The sequence below is a fragment of the Neobacillus drentensis genome, from assembly GCF_036962765.1.
GTDB lineage: Bacteria > Bacillota > Bacilli > Bacillales > Cytobacillaceae > Neobacillus > Neobacillus drentensis_C.
This window is the reverse complement of the sequence record NZ_JBALOS010000031.1, coordinates 1-341: the sequence shown is the minus strand read 5'-3', so window position 1 is coordinate 341 and position 341 is coordinate 1. Positions and strand designations below refer to the sequence as shown.

At 41.3% G+C, this 341-nt stretch carries 1 pseudogene (running past one end of the window); it reads right to left on the bottom strand.

Features of this window, described 5'->3' with window-relative positions:
* A pseudogene (locus V7137_RS05265) lies at window positions 1–341 on the bottom strand (glycine C-acetyltransferase) (its annotated part extends 800 nt beyond the left edge of the window); the annotation flags it as partial.

Sequence of the window (341 nt, the reverse complement as noted above, 5' to 3'; positions counted from 1 at the left end):
GGCACCCATGTTGCAATTGAACCCAGATTGAAAGGCAATTGCCGCTTCGGTATGCTTGAACTTGGCAATTGTTTTCTCTAATTCATTATGAATTTTCAATGTACCATTGATGGTACGGACCGCACCGGCCCCCAACCCATACTCTTCGATTGCTTCATGCGCTTTTTGCTTCATTCTTTCATTATTGGCAAGGCCAAGATAGTTATTAGATGACATATTGATTAATGATTTGCCATTGATGGTAACTATAGGGCCGTTTGGTCCTTCTACAGTATCAATGACATTGTAGAGTCCGTTTTCACGCAACTCGTTCAGTTGGGGTGTTAAGAAATCTGCTAAAA